Source organism: Salegentibacter sediminis (assembly GCF_002078605.1).
GTDB classification, from domain to species: Bacteria; Bacteroidota; Bacteroidia; order Flavobacteriales; family Flavobacteriaceae; genus Salegentibacter; species Salegentibacter sediminis.
In genome coordinates this window covers 40,463-60,303 of the sequence record NZ_MSJR01000002.1, presented here as the reverse complement: position 1 = coordinate 60,303, position 19,841 = coordinate 40,463, and the positions used below count along the sequence as shown (strand labels likewise).

The following is a 19,841-nucleotide window of genomic DNA, read 5'->3' as shown; positions in this document are numbered from 1 at the left end:
CGATAATATTTGATGGGTTAGTAATAAAAATTAATGCCTATTCCGAAATTATAGTAGTAATCATTCCGCTTACCTTGTTCTATATAATCCAGTTTATCATCAAAAAGCAGATGATGTTCTCCAAAAATTTTAATGCCTATCTTTGGTGATAATAAATACCGCAGTCCGGCACCATATTGCATTTTTAGAAAATCGGACTTTATATCTTCGGCATTATTTTCATTATTGAAACTATCTAAAGCTTTAAGAAAACCTGAACCCGCATACACATAAGGGGCAAGATCATCATTGGGGAGCAGGTTCAATTGAGCATTAAGATCGAAGCTTCCATAATCATTCTTAAAGGCGTTCTTATTATCTAATTGAAAATAATTTAGGGAAGCCCCTAAACTAAAATGAGGGAAAATATCGTGCTGGTATTCTAACCTGGCTAAAATTCCCGGTTGCTTTTTTTGATAATCTCCATCTATTAAAGCTATTCCGCCAGAAAAACTTAAATTGTTTTTGTAAGAACGATCTACCAACAATCTTTCATACAGTTCCGTATTATCATCCTCCTCTTTATTTTTTAGGTAATTGGAAACCAACTGGTGATTAACTTCGTCACCTCCACGTGCAGACCACAGCCTATCCTGTACTCCTTCTACTATAAGATCATGCACTGCCTTTTCTATAGCATCCTGAATAGCCATTTGAACCGGTTCATTGTGGGTAATTCCGGTTTCGGCCTCCAGTAACCTCTGGAATTTCACAAAACGAAAGATATTTCCATCTAAGGCCTGGGAAAGGATGGTCTTGGATACATAGACGGTTTTTAAAATTTCCCCGCTGCTGGTAGAGACAGCCCTTAAATAAACGGTAATCCTATCCTGCCTGTATTTGGCAGAACCACCTACACCAAAATACCGGGCTCCAATGCCTCCGGTGATAATATTGGTATCATAGGAGATAATCCCTCCTTCCAATATTAATCCCGCATAAAGTAATGCCGGTAATGGCGGTTCATTAGGGTTCAGGTTCTTAATATATTCCTGTTTTGTATTACGAATTATATTTCTCTCGGTAGAAAGATTACTTAGATTTTCCCTTTCTATGGGAATGAACCAACCAGAGTCCTCCAGGGCTTTTATTAAGATAGTTGTCCCACCCTGGGTTACAGCAGTACTAAAAGTAGAACCATTCTCTACTGCTTTGTATTGGCCGGTTTGATCACTGAAGTTATAAACCGCAACCTCCACCGGGTCACTCGCTGGGGGTAAATCTAATAAAGGTTTACTACTGGTTGTTAATTCCCCGGTTCGGGATGAACTTTTTTGAAATGGCTGATTGAAATAAGCAGCGCAGGAACTAAATGAACCTATGACGATTATGGCACAGCATAATTTTAGAATTTTAAACATAACGAGGGGGGATTTAAATATTATGTATAAGGGATTATTATTTGGGTTTCCTCTCCGGTAGAAGTGTCCAGGATATTGATAACTATCCCTTCCAGACTTCTGTAAATTTCCATATTCAGGGTTCCATAAGTAAAGGTTCCTTCCTCATCAAAATTAAAACCTTCCAGTTGGTCGGCTAATAAAGAGCGGGAGATCTGGCTAAGAAGTTGTCTATTTATATTTTCGTTAAGACGCTCTAACTCTGATTTCTCTTCCCTGGGGTCTACCGGCGCTTTGTGCTGGTTTTGTGCAGTTGCCGAACTCAACATCCACGAGTAATTATAAGGGTTTCCCCCAAATGCCGGATTAATAGGAGTGTATGTTAACTGCTGGGCCGTTAACGGATAGGCAAAAAATCCTAAAATAATCAATAAGACTAGCTTTTTCATTTAATAATGTTTTACGGTGGTGGTTTGTTGTTCTAACTTTCTAAGTTGATTTATACTTCGTTGCATGGCGATTTCTGCCATCTGTTTTAAATAATCCCGCCGGGGTTGTGCAAAAAATCTCATAATTAACTCGTCCTGCACATATACCGAAATTCGAGTCATTCTCCCTCTTCCCGGGTCTTCTTCAATCTTAATATTAAAAGGAGTGGTGATTTGCCGGTTATAATAATCGGAATAAAAAAAGCGATAGAAATCCCTACCCGCTTTAGTGATAGTATTTTCAATTACTAACCCATTGATTACAAATCCATCCTGGGGTTTTGCTTCATCAGTACTTATTTTTATTTCCTTCCTTTCCGAAACTTCTTTAATACCTTCTTCTGTAAATTCAAATTCGAGCTTATCACGGCCTACCGGTTTACGATCTTTATCATATATAAGATGCATCACGATAATACTTCCATTTAAGGCTCTATTAACCTGGGTAGACGATAAAATTATTTTTTCATAAGCTTTTATAAAGAATCTATCTCCCTGACTTGTTCTGGAGGTATTCCCCTGGGAATCCTTTTTTATCACAATAAATTCATACTCCAGATTGCGATCGGCGGAATTCAGGTTTTCTGCGACGGCCTTGAAATTTAGAAATTCGCCTTTGTCTTCAACCTGAATAGAGGCTTTTATCACCTGGTTCAGGATCTGGCTTTTTACCTGAAAGACAAGCGCAAAGCAGAAAAACACCACTAATCCTATGTTTCTATGAAAACCCATCAATTATAACTATTGATAATCAAAACCGGAGTGGCTTCTGTTTGATTAAACCTTATGGATTTAGTAAGCTCATTTATCCCATTTCTCTCAAATATTTGATCATTCCCCGTTTGTTGCAGTTCTAATGAGATTTCTTCAGTAGGAGCATTTACAAAGTCCTTTATTGAATTATAATTCCCGAGCTGAAAAACATCTGTATAAGCAGTTTTGGCAATATATTTCAAGCTGGTATTGTTATTATTACCCTCCTGGCGAATATTAATTTCACTGGCTTCTGTTCGGGTCATGACATTTACTTGATTCATTTCCCCAATTTGTTCAAGGAAAACCGAGTTGCCGGTGATTTCCTGAACACGGGGATTTAAGCTTGTAAAAATTCCCAAATAGGATAAGGTTTCCGGGGTGAGTTCTTTTCCTTCCTCCACCAATTCTTCATCTGTAGTCTCTATATAGGTTTGAGCCGTAGATTGAGAAGAATACAAGATAAAACCAACTATTAAAATATAAATTAGAATTCTCATAGTTTTATATATTTAAAAGAGGGGAGAGAAATTTAAATCACTCTCCCCAATTTGGATTACTAACCTTAAATTAATTGCAATCCTGACAAATATCTGGAGTAGATGGAACTGGAGTACCAGTCCAGGTCTGTGGAGTCAACATATCGATTTCACATTCCTCAGCTAACCAATCATTAATAGACTGGCTACCATCTGTTTGAACAACATCAATCTGGTTACCTCCCGCTTGTGGATGTGGATAAAGGTTTTGCTCAGCAATATAGCTTTGTCCATCATATTGAGAAATAACTATTTTATTGTCGTGACCTCTTTGAGCAGTACTTACCCAGTTATCATCGCCATACTGAAAGGTAAATGCTTTATTTCTGTTACCTTTTTGTGAAGTTAGCGCTATGTTGTCATCACCATACTGAAATTGTCCGGCTTTATGACCTTTACCACTTTGCACTATCCCGGCATTGTTATCATCTCCATCCTGCATTTGTTGCGCCTTATTACCTCCACCGTTAGATGGTCCAAATAAATCCTGTACAATAAAAGAGTTATTGTCATCTCCTTCCTGATTCTGATAGGCATAATTTCCTCTACCAAAAGCTTCAACCCCATATTGACCTATATTAGCTTGGTTATCATCTCCATTCTGTTTTTGAAAAGCCTGAGCACCTTTCGAGAAAAGAGAAGTATTATTTGGTGTCCCATCAACATCATAAGTATCATCTCGTAAATCATCCATTTCATTATTAAATCCTACTATACTGTAAGAAGGATTAATACCTTGGGCAAGACGAGCACGGTTTGCATCACCTGATGTGGCCTGAGTTGTTTGATATTGGTCGGCATAGTTACCTTCCCCATCCTGAGCGGTATGTGCATAGTTTCTGGCACCTGCACCTTCCTGAAGCACCCAGGATTCATTATCATCCCCTTGTTGATCAACAAAAGCCCAATGTCCACTAGATCCGTCTGGCGCAGCTATCTGTCGTATTCTTGACCTCAAATTATCTCCATCCTGATCGGTATAAGCATCGTTATTATCATAGGTTTGAATGGTTTTCGCCTGGTTGTTCAAACCGTCCTGGTCTATAGCAGCGTAATTATCTTCTGCATTACCATTGTTTCCCTGGCGTATGTATGCCTGGTTACCTGAACTTAGAACGTTAAGATCAGTTTGTCCCTGTCTGGTTATAGCATTGTTTCTGTTGCCTTCCTGAATGGTAAGTGATAGGTTTTCATCCCCGGTTTGTAATACATCTGCCGCATTTAATCGACCACTGTTAGCATTAATATCCCCGGATTGAAGTATCTCGGCCCTGTTCCCGCCAATAGTTCCAACACCGTTAGCCTGATAGGTGTAAACCGATTGTTTGGTTCCTGCCTGTCTAACCCTTACCCTGTGATCGTCACCAAATTGCTCAGATTTACCTTTGTTGGCATTAACATTACTACTGTTATTAGGCACAGTAGTTTGGGATTGAGCTGTAGGTGCCCCGCTCACCTGGGCAAACCCAATCGCCCCAATCATTAGCGCCGCAGCGCTTAAAATCACTTTTTTCATAATAAAAAGATTTAAATGGTTAAAAAATTAATTAATAAACTACAATTTCAGTTGGGGCAATAGTGATTCCGGCTTGGGGGGTAAGCCTAAGAAATTTTACAGGGTTTTGTAGGGTAAATTAATTTGGGGGATATATTCGAAACAGTTAGGTAGGATGTCACTGTTTCAATCTGGAAACTAAAGTATCAAATTATTTTAGAACTTTTTTAGGGAATGTTCGGGTTTTCGACCAAAGCATCTTTTTTTATATAAATTACTCATATTGAGGTAAAAAGGGGAAAACCACCTAAAGTTATTTCTTACAAGTGTTAAAGACAGGCACAAAAAAACCACGTACTCCTAAAAGCACGTGGTTTCTAACAGATTTAATCCAATCTATATTACCTGGTGAACAGGAGTTCGCGGTATTTGGTTAATGGCCAAAGCTCATCGTCTACCATTAGCTCCAGTTTATCACAGTGGTATCTTATCTCCTCAAAGAAAGGTTTTATCTCATTGCAATACTCAAAGGCACGCTTCTCCGGGTCTTCTATCTTATTGGCGACTTTTCTTGCCTCAATCATCTCATTCACTTTGCTATTGATCTTAGCGATGTGTGCCGAGATTTTCTCAATAATATCCAATTGTTCTCTGGAATGTTCTTTGAAACCTTCGTTGTAAATATGCTTAAGGCCTTCTACATTCTCAATAAGTAGATTCTGATAACGAATAGCAGTAGGAATCACATGGTTCCGGGCTATATCACCCAGAATTCTTCCCTCAATCTGGATTCTCATTGAATATTCTTCCAGCTCGATCTCATGACGTGCTTCGATCTCTACCTTGTTCATCACTCCCATTTCCTTGTAAAGATCTATAGTCTTTTTAGAACTCATTATCTTAAGAGCTTCAGGTGTAGAGCGGTTATTACTCAAACCACGTTTTGCAGCCTCTTTTTCCCAGGCCTCACCATAACCATCTCCTTCGAAACGAATTTTCTTTGATTTCTTGATGTACTCCCTAAGCACATTGAAAATGGCATCATCCTTCTTCATTTTTTTGTTCTTAATCAGCTCATCAACTTCCTTTTTGAAATCTTTAAGCTGCTTGGCAACAATAGTATTGAGCACGGTCATAGGATTCGCACAATTGGCAGTTGATCCTACCGCTCTGAATTCAAATTTGTTACCCGTGAAGGCAAAAGGTGAGGTACGGTTTCTATCGGTATTATCCAGAAGAATCTCCGGGATCTTTCCAACAACATTCAGTTTCAGGTCGGTTTTCTCTTGAGGAGAAAGCTTACCGTCGGTAACTTTTTCCAGTTCATCAAGAACCTTGGTAAGTTGCGAGCCGATAAAGGTTGAAATAATTGCAGGTGGCGCTTCATTGGCCCCAAGCCTGTAGTCGTTAGATGCACTTGCGATAGCTCCTCTTAATAGCTCCTCGTTATCGTGTACCGCTTTAATGGTATTGATAAAGAAAGTTAAAAACTGAAGGCTTTTCATTGGAGTTGAACCAGGTCCTAACAGGTTTGTTCCGGTATTGGTACTAAGGGACCAGTTGTTATGCTTTCCACTTCCGTTAATACCTGCAAATGGTTTCTCATGGAATAAAACTTTGAAGTCGTGTCTCTCGGCTACTTTAGACATCACATCCATTAGCAAAGAATTGTGGTCTACCGCCAGGTTAGCTTCCTCAAAAATAGGAGCCAGTTCGAATTGGTTTGGCGCTACCTCATTGTGGCGCGTCTTCACGGGAATTCCCAATTTCATACATTCTATTTCCAGTTCTTTCATAAAAGAAAGCACTCTGGAAGGAATTGAACCAAAATAATGGTCGTCCAGCTGCTGTCCTTTTGCAGGGGAATGCCCTAAAAGAGTTCTTCCCGCCAGTTGTAGATCTGGCCTGGTATTATAGAGAGCAGAATCAATTAGAAAATATTCCTGTTCCCAACCCAGGGTAGCATGTACCTTGGTTACGTTCTTATCAAAGTATTTAGCCACTTTTGTAGCTGCATTGTCCACCGCCTGCAAGGCACGAAGTAACGGAGTTTTATAGTCCAAAGCCTCTCCGGTATAACTTACAAAAACAGTGGGGATACATAGGGTAGTTCCCCAGATAAAAGCAGGAGACGTTGGGTCCCAGGCGGTATATCCACGTGCTTCAAAGGTATTTCTAATACCACCACTTGGGAAACTGGAGGCATCAGGTTCTTGCTGAACGAGTTGTCCACCCCCAAATTTTTCAATTGCCCGGGTAGGTCCATCGGTCTCAAAAAAAGCATCGTGCTTTTCTGCGGTAGTCCCGGTTAAAGGCTGAAACCAGTGCGTATAGTGAGTCACACCTTTGGAGATTGCCCACTCTTTCATTCCTGTTGAAATATGATCGGAAACACCGCGGCTTATCTTGGCTCCTGTCTCTATTGCATCTTTCACATTCTGGTAAGCTTCTTTAGTAAGAAACTGACGCATTACATCTTCATTAAAAACATGGGTAGCGTAGATCTCAGATCTTCTTGGAGGCTCATCCACCTTTACCGGCTTACGGTTAAAAGTTTGTTTTATTGCTTCAAATCGTAAAGTTGACATATTGTGCTGTTTGAATTTTAAATTTCAGCATCAAATGTAGGTATTTTAATCGTACCCCCTCCAAATAATAGGGTATAAGATTTAATTTTTTAACTTTTATTAATACAACCCCCTAATTTTATCCCAAAAATGCAAGACCGATAAAAATTACATATCCTACAAACAATATCATACCTTTATATCGGCTTATAATATATTGTTTAGGCAAAAATGCCAGGGGAATTAATACAAAAGAGATAGCGATCATCCAGAATATATCGCTGGAAAGAATTTTATCAGACTGTAAGTAAATAGGTTGAATAAGTGCTGTTAGACCCAAAACCGAAGCGATATTGAAAATATTAGAGCCAATAAGATTCCCCAGAGAAATTGCTTTCTCCTTTTTTAAAGCCGCAATTACCGAGGCTGCCAGTTCGGGTACACTTGTCCCTATGGCGATCATAGTAACTGAGATAACGCGTTCGCTCACTCCTAAGTTTGTTGCCAGGTCGACCGCCCCGGAAACCAATAATTCTGAACCGCCCCACAGGGTACCACCGCCAATTAAAAGCCAGATTATCATTTTAAAATTGGTGGTTTCCTTTAAAGAATCATCAATCCCTTCTACAGGCAATTCAGCTTTTTTTCTCGAGCGATAGATAAGTAGGATAAGATAGATCACCAGCCCAATAATGAGAGCTAAGCCTTCCAGGCGAGAGATGTTTTCTCCTGAAGCCAGGAAATAATAAAGAGCAATTGAAAAAAGCATCATTACTGGCCAGTTGAAACGGTAAAACTCACGATCTACGGCGAGAGACGAAATAATAGCCGTGATTCCTAAAACCAGGCCTATATTAGCGACATTGGAACCTATTACATTACCCAGGGAAATATCTGAAAACCCATCGAGGGCGGCCTGCAGACTCACAATTAGTTCGGGTGCAGATGTAGCAAAAGAAACTACCGTGAGCCCTATCACCATGCGGGAGACACTCAATTTAAAAGATAAAGCAACTGCCGCCCTCACCAAAAACTCACCTCCAACTACTAAAAGCGCCAGCCCTATTAAAATAAAAAGTATGCTCATCAATATTTTTTTGCGAAGATAAAAGAAACTGTGGCCTGGGATTAAAACAAAATTTTAAAATTTCTTAAAAAGTAAAATCCATCTTCCGACTCATTACTTTTATCCTATCACTATTCTTTGATTTTCAATATCTTTGGTTGAAACTAACAGACCTATGAAAAAGAAGTTCTTTAAATTTCTGGCGAAAATGAACAAAAAAGTTTTACCCAGCTATTCAAAAAAACAGCTTGACTTACAGAAAGCCAGCAAGCTACAGATGGCAATTATAGGTTGGAAGCTCTGGGTCACCAAGAATGCCCTCGATTAATATCTCAACAAAGATTCTACGGGGTAATTCTTTAGTTTTTCCCGGCCTTTCAAGAAGCTAATTTCCACCAGAAAATTACATTGCACGATCTCTCCGCCTAGTTTTTCAACCAGGTTACAGGCGGCCAGCGCCGTACCACCGGTGGCCAATACATCGTCATGAATCAATACCCTCTCCCCTTTTTTTATAGCATCCTGATGGATCTCCAAAGAATCGGTGCCGTATTCCAGCTCGTAAGCTTCGGTGTGGGTTTTATAGGGAAGCTTTCCCGGTTTTCTAATTGGAATAAAACCTGCATTAAGCTTTTCAGCTAAAAGGGTTGCGAAAAAAAATCCGCGGGATTCCACTCCAATAACTTTATCGATTTTTTCACCATTTAATTTTTCAATAAAAGAGGCTACCGCAAAGCGCATGGCCTCCGGACTTTGAAGCATTGGGGAAATATCTTTATAAACAACCCCTTTTTTAGGAAAATCAGGGATGTCTCTTATATATTGCTCAAGATTTATCATAAGCGCAAGATAAGAAACCTCCCTAATTAGAAGAAAGCCTACTTGCTCATTTTTTCGGCTTCTTTCTCCAATTTTTTCACATTGGTAGGATAGGGATTTTCTTTTAAGCTTTTGGCAAGGTGCACCAGGTTATTAGCCATAAGCAAGATCATATTATTGGTGAATTCATGATTATCAGCTTCGGCTTCAATATAGCTGGGGCCAGGGCCGGCTTCTCCAACGTAATAGCTAAATGCGTTTACAGGAATGCTGAAACCTTGTTCAGAAAGATCGAAAAGCATACTGGAAATGGCTTTTTTGGCTCCGTCTTCATTACCATCTACCATTACCCCGGCAACTTTATTATAGGTAGGGTATTGCCCGTTCTTATCGCTTCCTTCTTCCATAATGCCGTCAAAACGCTCTCCTACCAATTTGGCTACGGCACTGCGATCTCCACGCCAAATTGGGGTCGCAAGGATTAAAATATCGGCTTGTTTTACTTTTTTAAGAATATCTGGCCATTCATCTCCTTTTCCTTCATCAGAAGTGTTACCGAAGGCTACCTCATGGTCTACCACACGAAGGATTTCAGTAGTAACCTCCAGGTCATTAAAAACTTTTTCGGCCTGTTCAATAAAGGCTTCGGTGTTAGAGGTTTTGGGTGATTTTTTTAAGGTGCAATTCAAAAATAAGGCTTTCAGTTTCATATTTATTTTTTTGGTTCTCCCTGCAACTTATTAAAAATGAAAGCATAAGCCCGTTAAAACAGGGTTAAAGAAGGCTTAGGAGAATTATAAATATTAAGCGGAAGATTTTCCAAAGAAACTTAAATCTCTGTTATTTAAAATCTCCTTAACGTCTAAACCGAAAAATTGAAGCGATATTTAAGGAAAAGAAAAATTATGGATTTAAAAGGGAAAGTTGCCGTAGTAACTGGCGCGAGCAGCGGAATAGGAAGAGCAATTGCAACAAAACTCTCGGCCGAAGGTTGCAAAGTTGCCCTGGCCAGCCGCAGCCTGGAAAAACTGGCAGAGATTAAAAAGAAACTCCCAACGGAAAGTTTTATCGCTGGAATGGATGTAAGCAGTACCGCAAGTGTGAATGGTGCCTTTGAGAAAATAAGGAATGAATTCGGGAAAATAGACATCCTGGTAAATTCTGCCGGGGTCATGCCCCTCACCTACTTAAAAAACCGTCATTTGGAGGAATGGCTGCAAACGATTGAAGTAAATGTAAAAGGAACACTGCGTTGCATTCACGAGGTTCTTCCGGCTATGAAAAAGCAAAAAAGCGGACATATAATCAATATCGCTTCGGTTGACGGGAAAGAGATCTTTGAAGGTGGTGCGGTTTACGGAGCTTCTAAAGCGGCGGTTATTGAGCTTTCCAGAGCAATGCGCATGGAGCTTTCTCCTGAATTTAATATCAGGGTCACTTCCATTGAACCGGGAACCGTAGAAACAGATCTTCGGAAAGATATTAGTGATGAAGAGCTTTTAGGAGATAAAGAATATGGTGGCAAGGAGCCCAAACTAAAGCCCGAAAATATCGCCGATGCCGTCTATTATGCATTAACCCAGCCGGCTTCGGTAAACGTGAACGAGCTATTAATAAAGCCTACCGGAAAAAGTTAGTCATTTTATTTTGCTATAGTTAACCTGAAGATTACACTTGAGCAAAAATAATCCATTCAAAAATAATTCTCTTCAGGAATAGGAAATAGCAAAGATATTTGCAGCTTGCAGTCACCATGGAAAGCAGGAAGAAACAACGCATAGCTTTAAGCACCTACTTTTTTATCTCGGGTTTTTTCTTTTCGACCTGGGCTTCCCGCATACCCAGCCTGAAGACATTCTTTGACCTGAATGAGGCAGAATTGGGAAATTTACTCATCACAATGCCCGTAAGTTCTATGATAGGACTGCCAATTTCTGGCTGGCTTGTTTCCAAATTCGAAAGCCGATTCCCCTTGCTGGCCTCCTTTGTTTTGCTGGCATTGGGCTTGCTGGGAATAGGATTTACCTACAATATATTCACCCTGGTGATATCAATCTCCCTCTTCGCTTTTTCAATGCGAATTTTCAATATAGCCATAAACACCCAATCCCTAAGCCTTCAGAAAAAATTTGAGCGAAAGATAATAGGATCTTTTCACGGCCTATGGAGTACTGGCGGTGTAGCCGGGGTTGCAGTTTCCACTTTAATGATAAAACTGGAAATACCTATATTTAGCCATATACTTATAATCGTTATCGCAGGAATCCTGGCGGCAGCAGCAAGCTTTTCATTTCTGCTGAAAAAAGACAGATCTACGGCAGGAAATAAATTAAGACTCGGAAAACCCGATAAATTCATCCTCTACCTGGGCCTGCTTGTATTTTTTGCGGCATTATGCGAAGGCGGCATGTTCGACTGGAGTGGCGTGTACTTTAGAGATGTAGTGAACGAGGATATTTTCACCCTGGGTTACCTCATCTTTATGATTTTTATGGCACTTTCCAGGTTTTATTCAGATAAGATAATGGAACGGCTCGGAATGCAGAAAACCTATATGATAAGTTCGATGTTTATCATCTCGGGGATTCTATTGATGACCCTTTTCCCTAATTTCTGGGCGGCGCTGGTTGGATTTTGCCTGGTTGGTCTCGGCGTGGCTGCTGTAGTGCCTATGAGCTTTCTACTTGCGGGTTCTTCGGAAAAATATTCTCCCGGAATGGCTATTTCTATAGTGACTACCTATGCCATTGCGGGAATGTTGCTGGGCCCGCCCATTGTTGGTTACATCGCTCATCTTTTTAATTTGAGAGTTTCCTTTGGACTTTTCCTTCTCGCCGGATTAATGCTTATCCCAATCTCGAGACAAGTCTTAAAATTCAGGGAGTCTCAGGTTTCTTCCGAAAATACTTAATGGATTTTAGTTAATTTTCAGGTGTACCTTTCCTGGTCACAGAGCCTTCCGGCGGATAATCGAGCGATGATCGCAGCGCTTCGATTTGCTCTTCGCTGTATTTAGGAATAGGCATTTCGCCTTTTTCCCGCCATTTTTTCACCTGGTTTTCTGCAATTTCGCCTTTTTCCCGGGAGAGCCCGGCATCTTTAGCGAAGTAAAGTGTTTGAGAAGGGAAAGCGAAATCGGTGCCACTGCGTTCTACCACGTCCATCATTAAAAGCATCAGGTCTTCCCTTATTTCCAAAAAGTCATTATAATCTAAGGCATTTAGATATGCAAAGATTTCAATATCCAGGGAGCTGGCCCCAAACCCAATAAATCTAATTCTTGCAGGGTCATCAAAAACCTTGGGATGAGAATAAAGAACTTTCCTTAATTCGGCTAAGAGAAATCTCAGCTGGTCGGGACTTGTTTCATAACGGAAATTAATAATGCTGTTAAACCGAAATTTATCACGGTAAGCATAATTCTCAATGGTATCTGAAGAAAATGCGCCATTGGGGATGGTCACCAGGGTACGATCCAGGGTACGGATTCGGGTAGATCTCACCCCTATTTTCTCTACCGTCCCGGTGATCTCCCCTACCCGGCAAAAATCGCCTACCCGTATTGGTCTGTCGGCGATAAGGGTAACACTGCCTACAAAATTTTCAATGGTTTTTTGCGCTCCCAGGGCCAGAGCTATACCACCAATTCCCAGTGCCGCCAGCCCGGTAGTAACATCAATACCCAGTATTCCTAAAATGGCAATAACCCCAAAGATCACTATAGCTATCTTCGCCGCTCTCTGTAGAAACAGGACTATGGATACTCCTGCAGGATTACCTCTTAGAATCATCTTTTGTTGAGAATACTTCCCCAGGAAATCAGACAATCGCCACAAAAGTATAAGCAAGGCCGCTATACCAGTTAGAATGATGAGTACACTAAATTTTTGTCTTATGATAATAGATAAGCCCATATTTCTGGAGAAAATCACGAAGACCCAAACCGCAGCATAAAGCATTAAAGGCAGTTTAAGGGCACCAATAATACCTGAAACCGGATCTTTTTTTGCAGCTTTCACTATCCTTGGTAAAAGGAAACTGATAAAGCTTATAACAGCCCAGGCCAAAGCATAACTTAGAATAATAAGCAATACAGCAATTATCCATTGGCCGGCGGGCACACCTCCCCAGATACGATTCTGTAGAAACCCTGGCATAATACGGTTAACAAAAACAGTTTTATCCAGCGTTAAAGAAGCAATCTCACTTAAACTTTCTTCCGAAAATAACCAAACAGGGTAAGCATTTTCATCTTTTGTTTGAACCAGGAGAATGTCTATCACCTCGCCATCGGCCGAAACGCTCCCAATTCTATCTGTGTCCTGATCCAGGTTATCATCGGTGCGTCCCTCGGGGTTGTTACTGATGAGGGAATAAGGCAGAATATCTCCTCCCTGGTCTAATAAGTTCAGTAGCACCTTTACAATTTCTTCGCGTTCCTTTTGATTAGAAGCATTGGAAAATTCAAGGTACCTGGCGGCCCGGGAATAATTTCGGTCTGCCATAGCATCAATAAAACCAATTACCGTTCCTCGTGGGCTTCTCCGGCCCAGGGCGTCTTCGGGAATTTCCTCTTCTTTCTCTTCATTTTCAGCCGGAGCACCCAAAATTTGAGCCTCTGCATTGAAAGACATAAAAGAAAATAAAAGCAGAAAAAATAGAAAAGATTTTAAAGTTGAAATTCTGGAAAGACAATAATGCATGGACAGCTAATTTCAGTAAATAAAAACTTGCCCTAAGATAATAAATTATACGGAAAGCCCGTTGCCGAACTGAGTCTGGTGAGCTACAAATATTAATCAAATCCATTCCTTTGAAATGTTTCAAAGGTCAGAATAACTTTGGTTAACAGGAGAGCGATTTCAGCTAAAACTTAAAATGAAAGCTTATTCCAGCGAAAATAAAGCCTGTAATTACCATAGAAAAGATAAAATAATAAGACTTTACTTCTTCACCGGTAACTCCCCGGAAGAATTTCCAGGGGAGACCACCGGTTTAAAGAGCTGCAATGTTTTGGGGCAAAAAAAGTATCTGTATCTTTTTTTTACATTGCGGCGATACATTTCTCATAATCAAAGCTTAAGTAACTTAATCTAAAAAAGCTAAGGTTAGGAAATGCGAGGTAATTTAAGAGTAAAATCTATATTCACAAATCCTATTCTCTCATTTATAGTGTTTTTAACATACAAGTTATAGGCATGCCAAGAAATATTAGCATCGATAAGACTGCCTCCTAAGGGCTTTATTTTTATTAACAAATATTCCCAAATCGGGCTGGTAGAAACCGAAATGTATTGCAGTGGTTCTGGGAAAGTGAGGCTTCCTACAGGGAAAGTGCAGAAAAACTTATAATTTAAGTAGAAAGCTGTATTTTTGATTGGCTATCCACTTCAGATTAAAATAAAAGAATTATGAAAAAAATTGTACTCTTATTACTCATAAGCCTGATGGCAAGTTTCACCGCCTGTAACACGGAAACGGGTGAAGAGATTATCGTAATCGTAAAATACAAGACTCTTCCCAACAAAAATATAGACGCCCTGGCAAGCATGGAACGCCTCATAGAAGAAGTTGAGAAGGAAGACCATTTCGTAAAGATCAAACTTCACGTAGACAAAGAAGATAATTCCAATATTTTGCTTTACGAGGTATGGAACGATGAAAACTACTACAAGAACCAGCACATGGAAACGGAGCATCTCCAACAGTTTAAAGCTGAATCTGAGGAATTTCTAGCCGGCCCACCCGAAATTTCATATTGGAAAGAGCACTCGGTGTATGAGTAAAGAATAGCGTAAAATTTTATTGTTTCCCCAAGCTTTAGCTTTTCCGGAAAATTAAAAAGTCTGCAGCAAAAGCTGCAGACTTTCTGGTTTTAAGTGACCTTGCCAGGATTCAAACCTGGAACCTCCTGAGCCGTAATCAGGTGCGCTATTCAGTTGCGCCACAAGGCCATTAAATATCGCTTTTCCTAAGCGGTTAAGCGGCTGCAAATATATTGTTTATTTTAAATTCTGAAAAAGAAACTTGAAATTTTTTTCTATTAAACTATTTCTGCACTTAAACCGGCATCAAGTAATTTTGAGCAACGCGGCTTGAGATCTTCATACGGCCCTGTTTTTACGGTGCATTTCCCTTTGTAGTGAACAAGCAGAGAACATTGCTCGGCCTGTTCCGGCGTATGATCGCAGGCATAAATAAGGGTTTCTATAACGTGATCGAAAGTATTATAATCATCATTATATAATATGATCTCGTTTTGCTTTTTCTTTTCCGTTTTTTTAACAACTTTTTCTAAAACTTCTTCCTTAGTACTCATCATCATCAAATTTTAGGACCTCAAAGGTAATAAAAAACTCATTTAGAAAACTTTACCGCTACCCAGTTATTTCTTTCGAAATGTTCCACATATTTTAAACCTAGCTCTTCACAGGCTTTGCGGATAGCCGAAATATCCTCTTCATAAAATCCGCTTAGATATAACTCCCCCTTCTCTTCAAGGGAAGCTGCATAGACGGGAAGGTCACGCAACAAAATATTCCGGTTAATATTGGCCAGGATAATATTGTATTTACGCCCTTCCAGCAGTTCAGCACCCCCTTCTTCTACACTTACATTATCGCAATTATTGCGCTCTACATTTTCCAAAGAATTCTGATAACACCAGTTATCGATATCTATGGCATCCACAAAATGTGCGCCTCTCATACTGGCAAGAATAGCCAGAACCCCAGTGCCACAGCCCATATCCAGCACATTCTTATCGATAAAGTCGTTCTTCAGAATATGCTGAATCATCAAATGTGTAGTTGCATGATGACCAGTTCCGAAGGACATCTTGGGATCTATCACGATTTCATATTCGGTTTCAGCCGAAGGATGAAAAGTCGCCCGGATGCTGCAACGATCGTCTACCACGATGGGACTGAAATTTTTCTCCCACTCTTCGTTCCAGTTTACTTTCTCGATCTCGCTCTTTGAGTATGAAATCTCCACCTCATCAGATTGCAGGATATGCACCTGGGCAAGCAGGTCTTCTTCATATTCTTCCACCGGAATATAAGCCGTTACGCCATCTTCTTCTTCTACAAAACTCTCAAAACCCAGGTAACCCAATTCGGCAATAAGAATCTCTGAACCCGGCTGTAGTGGCTCAATTTTAAACCTGAATTCGAAGTAATTCCCAACCATCTTAAAACGAATTTACAATCTCAAGAAAATCTACCGCTTTAAGACTGGCACCTCCTATTAGTCCACCGTCCACGTCTTTCTTAGCGAAGATCTCTGCGGCATTGGCCGGCTTTACGCTTCCACCGTATAAGATAGAAACATTTTCAGCGATCTCTTCGTTAAAGGCTTCTGCAATATTTTTTCTGATAAACGCATGCATTTCCTGAGCCTGTTCAGGGCTGGCTGTTTCTCCTGTTCCGATGGCCCATACCGGTTCGTAAGCCAGGACGATATTCTTCCAATTCTCTTCAGAAATCTGGTAAAGACTTTCTTTAAGCTGCTTTGCAACCAAATCAAAATGATTTCCGTTTTTACGATCTTCCAATTCTTCCCCAAAACAAAAGATCACCCGCATATCCTGTTCCATGGCGGCGTTCACCTTATTTGCAAGTATCTCATTTGTTTCATGGAAATGTGCGCGGCGTTCGCTATGGCCAAGAATTACGGTATTAACACCAATGCTTTTAAGCATTTTTGCTGAAACTTCGCCGGTAAAGGCTCCGCTTTCGGCCTCGTGCATATTCTGGGCAGCCACGAGCACAGGTGTATCCTTTAATACTCTAAAAGCCGTATATAAATTAGTGAATGCCGGAGCCACCATTACTTCTGCTTCAGGCTCTTTCACCAATTGCATTTTCAGGTGACCTAAAAGCTCTTCCGTTTCAGCAAGGTCATTATTCATTTTCCAGTTTCCGGCTACTATATTCTTTCTCATAATTCTTTATTTTTCCGCAGAGGGATATTTTACATTTAATTTCTCCGGAAGCAAAACCTCCGGCACTTACAAATATATTTAATACACAGCACATAGGAGTTATGCACCTGGCTTAAAGAGATGTTTTTACCATTTCCTTAAAGATTATTAGAAATGACTTATAATTTTATATCGGCAGCATCATACCAATGCTTCTTTTGGGTGATCGTCCCCTTCTCCAGAGTAAGAATTCCGGGATTGGAACGCACAATTGCTTTGAGCGCAGTTTCGTCGGTTTGATAAAAATCAAAGTTGAGATCGTATCTTTCGATCAAACTACGGCGTTCATCTTTTCCTGAAGCAGTAAGTCCCACTACGCGATAACCTTTATTTAATGCTTCTTCGCTAAGATTTTTCACCGCTTTGTAACCCTCTTGTTCCGTTTTCAGAAGATCGTAAGCTATTATAAGCAGGACTTTGTCTTCAGCCAGGATCTCTTCGGTAACATCCTCTCCATTATCTTCTATTTGAAAATCGGTAACCGGTGGCACATAACCTTCGCTAAGTTGTTTTGTTTCCACATCTATATATTCACCGTCAATCTGAGGATACTCCCCATTATTTGTTATTATGACCTCTTCCCCGTCTTGCTCGAATTTCCATTTATATTCAAAAACAGCTTTTGGAGCATCCTCGGGTACTACCATCTGTTCCTTGATATTGTTACCTACTTTATAGGCCCTGAAATCGAAAACGGGTAGATGCATAAGCACATAATAGGCAAACATAAAACTCAGCATAAAAAACAGGAAGATAATCCACCGGTGCGAAACCGGGGCGAATACAGGCGTGATATACTTTATTTTTACGAAAAGAAAAACTATAAGCACCAGCAGGAACACATCTTTATAAAAGGATTGCCAGGGCGTAAGCGGAATCGCATCTCCAAAGCAACCGCAATCGGTAACCTTATTAAAATACGCCGAATAAAAGGTTAGAAAAGTAAAGAAAAGGATCATTAGCAAGAGGCTCCACATCGTAAATTTAGGCAGGTAGCCAATAAGCAGCATAATCCCTAATACCAGTTCAAAAACCACAAGGATAATAGCTAAAACGAGCGCAAAAGGAATAAGAAACTCGAGATTGAGCACTTTCTCCCCAAAATACTCCTGAAGTTTAAATGAAAAACCAACGGGATCATTGAGTTTGATAAATCCTGAAAAAATAAATAAAACCCCAACCAGCACCCTGGCGATTCCAACTAGTAATTTCATATCGAATTGTTTTAATTGCTTTATTCCTCTCCGGCTTCAGTAAACAGGATAAGTGCAAAAACCGAATAATTAATCATATCCTGGTAATTGGCATCTATGCCTTCGCTAACGAGCGTTTTGCCTTTATTATTCTCAATTTGCTTGACCCGAAGGAGCTTCTGGATAATGAGATCAGTAAGGGAACTAATACGCATATCGCGCCAGGCCTCCCCGTAATCGTGGTTCTTATCCTGCATAAGCTGGCGGGTTTCGGCAATTTTTTCGTCATAAAGCTTTACAGCAGTTTCTGTATCAAGATCGGGCTGATCTGCCACTCCCTTTTCCAATTGAATTAAAGCCATCACAGAATAATTGATGATGCCTATAAACTCAGACTTTTCATCTTCATCTACTTTCTTGATATTCGATTCCTGAAGCTGGCGAATTCGCTGTGCTTTGATAAATATCTGGTCGGTAAGTGACGGAAGCCTCAGGATACGCCAGGCGCTCCCGTAATCTTTCATCTTATTGGCAAACAACGCGCGGCAGGTATCCACAACCGCGTCGTATTGTTTTAAGGTATGCTGCATTTAGAAGTTCTAATTTGCGTAAATTTCGACAAATAATTCAGATAGTCAAAATTTAATGAATACCTCCGGACAGAGTGTAAGTATGAATGTCCTAAAAACTTAATAATTAATGACGATAAACTGCAAAGGAAACCTCATAGATCTTTCCCGGCCAAAGGTGATGGGAATTCTCAACATTACTCCCAACTCTTTCTATGCTGATAGCAGAATTTCCAGCGAATCCGTCCTTCAGAAAAAGGCAGAAAAAATGTTGAAAGAAGGTGCCACTTTTATTGATATTGGGGGTTACAGTAGCCGCCCGAATGCTAAGGACGTTTCGCAGGAAGAAGAACTAAACAGGATTATACCGGCGATCGAACTTCTGGTTAAAAATTTTCCGGAGATCATAATTTCCGTAGATACTTTTAGGGCAGAAGTGGCAGATAAAAGCATTCAAGCCGGGGCGGCCCTCATTAATGATATTTCTGCAGGCAGTCTGGACGATAAAATGATGTCTATTGTTGGAAAGCATCAGGTACCTTATATTATGATGCATATGCGGGGGACTCCTAAGACGATGCAAAGCATAACCGAATACCAGGACCTGCCGCGGGATATCATGTATTATTTTTCAGAAAAAATTAAACTCGCCCGCGCATACGGCATAAACGATATCATCACCGACCCCGGCTTTGGTTTTGCAAAAACCACCACACAAAACTTTGAACTCTTTAAAAACCTTGAACTCTTTAAAAATCTCGAGCTGCCTTTCCTTGTAGGTGTTTCCAGAAAATCAATGATCTATAAACAGCTGGGGATAAGTGCAGAGGAAGCTCTCAATGGAACTACTGTTCTTAATAGCCTGGCATTATCCCATGGAGCTTCTATTTTACGGGTTCACGATGTCAAGGAAGCCGTGGAATGTGTAAAATTATACTCACAGGTGTGCTAATACTCCTTAATTTTCTATTTTTACACAAAAGCCCTTT

General features: G+C 40.2%; 20 protein-coding genes and 1 tRNA gene. 5 read left to right on the top strand and 16 right to left on the bottom strand.

The window, feature by feature from the left end:
- Window positions 1–17: 17 nt before the first annotated feature.
- From BUW93_RS04540 to BUW93_RS04510, 7 genes are all read right to left on the bottom strand, one after another.
- Complete coding sequence (locus BUW93_RS04540; protein WP_081209627.1) at window positions 18–1,400, bottom strand: CsgG/HfaB family protein; 1,383 nt, start codon at window positions 1,398–1,400, stop codon at window positions 18–20.
- A 20-nt stretch (window positions 1,401–1,420) separates the two neighbouring features.
- Window positions 1,421–1,828: a curli production assembly/transport component CsgF gene (locus tag BUW93_RS04535; protein WP_081209625.1), complete on the bottom strand. Its 408-nt coding sequence runs from the start codon at window positions 1,826–1,828 to the stop codon at window positions 1,421–1,423.
- The gene (locus tag BUW93_RS04530; protein WP_081209623.1) at window positions 1,829–2,599 is read right to left on the bottom strand and encodes a CsgE family curli-type amyloid fiber assembly protein; all 771 of its coding nucleotides are present in this window, start codon (window positions 2,597–2,599) and stop codon (window positions 1,829–1,831) included. It lies immediately after the preceding gene.
- A complete protein-coding gene (locus BUW93_RS04525; protein ID WP_081209621.1) occupies window positions 2,599–3,120 on the bottom strand; it encodes a hypothetical protein in 522 nt (173 codons plus the stop codon). Before BUW93_RS04525 ends, BUW93_RS04530 begins: the two co-directional genes overlap by 1 nt.
- A 70-nt stretch (window positions 3,121–3,190) precedes the next feature.
- The gene (locus tag BUW93_RS04520; protein WP_081209619.1) at window positions 3,191–4,675 is read right to left on the bottom strand and encodes a hypothetical protein; all 1,485 of its coding nucleotides are present in this window, start codon (window positions 4,673–4,675) and stop codon (window positions 3,191–3,193) included.
- Window positions 4,676–5,055: 380 nt separating this feature from the next.
- Window positions 5,056–7,242, bottom strand: a complete 2,187-nt coding sequence (locus BUW93_RS04515; RefSeq protein ID WP_081209617.1) for a glutamine synthetase III family protein — start codon at window positions 7,240–7,242, stop codon at window positions 5,056–5,058.
- Window positions 7,243–7,360: 118 nt separating this feature from the next.
- Entirely contained in the window at window positions 7,361–8,308 is a 948-nt protein-coding gene (locus tag BUW93_RS04510; RefSeq protein ID WP_081209615.1) for a calcium/sodium antiporter, read from the bottom strand.
- A gap of 154 nt (window positions 8,309–8,462) precedes the next feature.
- On the opposite strand from BUW93_RS04510, the gene BUW93_RS04505 reads away from it, so the two are divergent.
- Window positions 8,463–8,615, top strand: coding sequence for an SsrA-binding protein (locus BUW93_RS04505; protein WP_081209613.1), 153 nt, complete (start codon window positions 8,463–8,465; stop codon window positions 8,613–8,615).
- Here BUW93_RS04505 and BUW93_RS04500 read toward each other — a convergent pair.
- Window positions 8,612–9,124 (bottom strand): adenine phosphoribosyltransferase, encoded by a 513-nt coding sequence (locus BUW93_RS04500; RefSeq protein WP_198536984.1) that lies wholly within the window; start codon window positions 9,122–9,124, stop codon window positions 8,612–8,614. The genes BUW93_RS04505 and BUW93_RS04500 overlap by 4 nt on opposite strands.
- Before the next feature lie 41 nt (window positions 9,125–9,165).
- Complete coding sequence (locus BUW93_RS04495) at window positions 9,166–9,816, bottom strand: flavodoxin family protein (RefSeq protein WP_081209609.1); 651 nt, start codon at window positions 9,814–9,816, stop codon at window positions 9,166–9,168.
- A gap of 195 nt (window positions 9,817–10,011) precedes the next feature.
- Between BUW93_RS04495 and BUW93_RS04490 the strand changes: the two genes are divergently transcribed.
- Window positions 10,012–10,743: an SDR family oxidoreductase gene (locus BUW93_RS04490; protein ID WP_081209607.1), complete on the top strand. Its 732-nt coding sequence runs from the start codon at window positions 10,012–10,014 to the stop codon at window positions 10,741–10,743.
- A gap of 98 nt (window positions 10,744–10,841) precedes the next feature.
- Window positions 10,842–12,017 (top strand): MFS transporter, encoded by a 1,176-nt coding sequence (locus tag BUW93_RS04485; RefSeq protein WP_232778317.1) that lies wholly within the window; start codon window positions 10,842–10,844, stop codon window positions 12,015–12,017.
- 10 nt (window positions 12,018–12,027) lie between these two features.
- Here BUW93_RS04485 and BUW93_RS04480 read toward each other — a convergent pair whose 3' ends face one another.
- Window positions 12,028–13,740: a mechanosensitive ion channel family protein gene (locus tag BUW93_RS04480; protein ID WP_232778316.1), complete on the bottom strand. Its 1,713-nt coding sequence runs from the start codon at window positions 13,738–13,740 to the stop codon at window positions 12,028–12,030.
- 777 nt (window positions 13,741–14,517) lie between these two features.
- Between BUW93_RS04480 and BUW93_RS04470 the strand changes: the two genes are divergently transcribed.
- Window positions 14,518–14,892 carry a putative quinol monooxygenase gene (locus tag BUW93_RS04470; RefSeq protein ID WP_081209599.1) on the top strand — a complete coding sequence of 125 codons (375 nt, stop codon included), beginning with the start codon at window positions 14,518–14,520 and terminating at the stop codon, window positions 14,890–14,892.
- A 94-nt stretch (window positions 14,893–14,986) separates the two neighbouring features.
- Here the strand turns inward: BUW93_RS04470 and BUW93_RS04465 are convergent.
- From BUW93_RS04465 to BUW93_RS04440, 6 genes are all read right to left on the bottom strand, one after another.
- Window positions 14,987–15,060: transfer RNA gene (locus tag BUW93_RS04465), tRNA-Arg, on the bottom strand.
- 89 nt (window positions 15,061–15,149) lie between these two features.
- Entirely contained in the window at window positions 15,150–15,425 is a 276-nt protein-coding gene (locus tag BUW93_RS04460; RefSeq protein ID WP_081209597.1) for an ATP-dependent Clp protease adaptor ClpS, read from the bottom strand.
- Between the two features lie 38 nt (window positions 15,426–15,463).
- Window positions 15,464–16,297 carry a 50S ribosomal protein L11 methyltransferase gene (gene prmA, locus BUW93_RS04455; protein ID WP_081209595.1) on the bottom strand — a complete coding sequence of 278 codons (834 nt, stop codon included), beginning with the start codon at window positions 16,295–16,297 and terminating at the stop codon, window positions 15,464–15,466.
- Between the two features lies 1 nt (window position 16,298).
- Entirely contained in the window at window positions 16,299–17,051 is a 753-nt protein-coding gene (gene tpiA / locus BUW93_RS04450) for a triose-phosphate isomerase (RefSeq protein ID WP_081209593.1), read from the bottom strand.
- Window positions 17,052–17,209: 158 nt separating this feature from the next.
- The gene (locus tag BUW93_RS04445; protein WP_081209591.1) at window positions 17,210–18,304 is read right to left on the bottom strand and encodes a BT_3928 family protein; all 1,095 of its coding nucleotides are present in this window, start codon (window positions 18,302–18,304) and stop codon (window positions 17,210–17,212) included.
- A 20-nt stretch (window positions 18,305–18,324) separates the two neighbouring features.
- Window positions 18,325–18,873: a DUF1599 domain-containing protein gene (locus BUW93_RS04440; protein ID WP_081209589.1), complete on the bottom strand. Its 549-nt coding sequence runs from the start codon at window positions 18,871–18,873 to the stop codon at window positions 18,325–18,327.
- Between the two features lie 109 nt (window positions 18,874–18,982).
- Between BUW93_RS04440 and folP the strand changes: the two genes are divergently transcribed.
- On the top strand, window positions 18,983–19,804 hold the full coding sequence (folP, locus tag BUW93_RS04435; protein WP_081209587.1) for a dihydropteroate synthase: 822 nt from the start codon (window positions 18,983–18,985) through the stop codon (window positions 19,802–19,804).
- Window positions 19,805–19,841 lie beyond the last annotated feature (37 nt).

What these genes read in the sequence shown, in the direction of transcription:
- BUW93_RS04540 (WP_081209627.1), bottom strand. Translation starts at nt 1,400, where the DNA reads ATGTTTAAAATTCTAAAATTATGCTGTGCCATAATCGTCATAGGTTCA.
- BUW93_RS04535 (WP_081209625.1), bottom strand. Translation starts at nt 1,828, where the DNA reads ATGAAAAAGCTAGTCTTATTGATTATTTTAGGATTTTTTGCCTATCCG.
- BUW93_RS04530 (WP_081209623.1), bottom strand. Translation starts at nt 2,599, where the DNA reads ATGGGTTTTCATAGAAACATAGGATTAGTGGTGTTTTTCTGCTTTGCG.
- BUW93_RS04525 (WP_081209621.1), bottom strand. Translation starts at nt 3,120, where the DNA reads ATGAGAATTCTAATTTATATTTTAATAGTTGGTTTTATCTTGTATTCT.
- BUW93_RS04520 (WP_081209619.1), bottom strand. Translation starts at nt 4,675, where the DNA reads ATGAAAAAAGTGATTTTAAGCGCTGCGGCGCTAATGATTGGGGCGATT.
- BUW93_RS04515 (WP_081209617.1), bottom strand. Translation starts at nt 7,242, where the DNA reads ATGTCAACTTTACGATTTGAAGCAATAAAACAAACTTTTAACCGTAAG.
- BUW93_RS04510 (WP_081209615.1), bottom strand. Translation starts at nt 8,308, where the DNA reads ATGAGCATACTTTTTATTTTAATAGGGCTGGCGCTTTTAGTAGTTGGA.
- BUW93_RS04505 (WP_081209613.1), top strand. Translation starts at nt 8,463, where the DNA reads ATGAAAAAGAAGTTCTTTAAATTTCTGGCGAAAATGAACAAAAAAGTT.
- BUW93_RS04495 (WP_081209609.1), bottom strand. Translation starts at nt 9,816, where the DNA reads ATGAAACTGAAAGCCTTATTTTTGAATTGCACCTTAAAAAAATCACCC.
- BUW93_RS04490 (WP_081209607.1), top strand. Translation starts at nt 10,012, where the DNA reads ATGGATTTAAAAGGGAAAGTTGCCGTAGTAACTGGCGCGAGCAGCGGA.
- BUW93_RS04480 (WP_232778316.1), bottom strand. Translation starts at nt 13,740, where the DNA reads ATGTCTTTCAATGCAGAGGCTCAAATTTTGGGTGCTCCGGCTGAAAAT.
- BUW93_RS04470 (WP_081209599.1), top strand. Translation starts at nt 14,518, where the DNA reads ATGAAAAAAATTGTACTCTTATTACTCATAAGCCTGATGGCAAGTTTC.
- BUW93_RS04460 (WP_081209597.1), bottom strand. Translation starts at nt 15,425, where the DNA reads ATGAGTACTAAGGAAGAAGTTTTAGAAAAAGTTGTTAAAAAAACGGAA.
- prmA (WP_081209595.1), bottom strand. Translation starts at nt 16,297, where the DNA reads ATGGTTGGGAATTACTTCGAATTCAGGTTTAAAATTGAGCCACTACAG.
- tpiA (WP_081209593.1), bottom strand. Translation starts at nt 17,051, where the DNA reads ATGAGAAAGAATATAGTAGCCGGAAACTGGAAAATGAATAATGACCTT.
- BUW93_RS04445 (WP_081209591.1), bottom strand. Translation starts at nt 18,304, where the DNA reads ATGAAATTACTAGTTGGAATCGCCAGGGTGCTGGTTGGGGTTTTATTT.
- BUW93_RS04440 (WP_081209589.1), bottom strand. Translation starts at nt 18,873, where the DNA reads ATGCAGCATACCTTAAAACAATACGACGCGGTTGTGGATACCTGCCGC.
- folP (WP_081209587.1), top strand. Translation starts at nt 18,983, where the DNA reads ATGACGATAAACTGCAAAGGAAACCTCATAGATCTTTCCCGGCCAAAG.